Source organism: Vibrio anguillarum, from assembly GCF_001989995.2.
Lineage (GTDB): Bacteria > Pseudomonadota > Gammaproteobacteria > Enterobacterales > Vibrionaceae > Vibrio > Vibrio anguillarum.
In genome coordinates, this window is the sequence record NZ_JAHGUP010000145.1 from 1 (window position 1) to 217 (window position 217).

The 217-nt window shown below is 46.5% G+C and carries 1 tRNA gene; it reads left to right on the top strand.

What is annotated here, in order from left to right:
• Positions 1 to 43 precede the first annotated feature (43 nt).
• Positions 44 to 118, top strand: a tRNA-Gln gene (locus PL85_RS17885).
• Positions 119 to 217: the final 99 nt, after the last annotated feature.

The following is a 217-nucleotide window of genomic DNA, read 5'->3' on the forward strand; positions in this document are numbered from 1 at the left end:
AGTCTCTCTTTCCGCACCATATTTAGATGAGCAATCATCCTGTAGGGCTATCGCCAAGCGGTAAGGCAGCGGCTTTTGATGCCGCCATTCCCTGGTTCGAATCCAGGTAGCCCTGCCATATTTCATATGGCTAGCGATAAGCTACCCATAACAACGATAAATTGAGTAACCAATCCTCAGTTTATCTACAGCATAAGTTGCGGAAGTGGCGAAATTG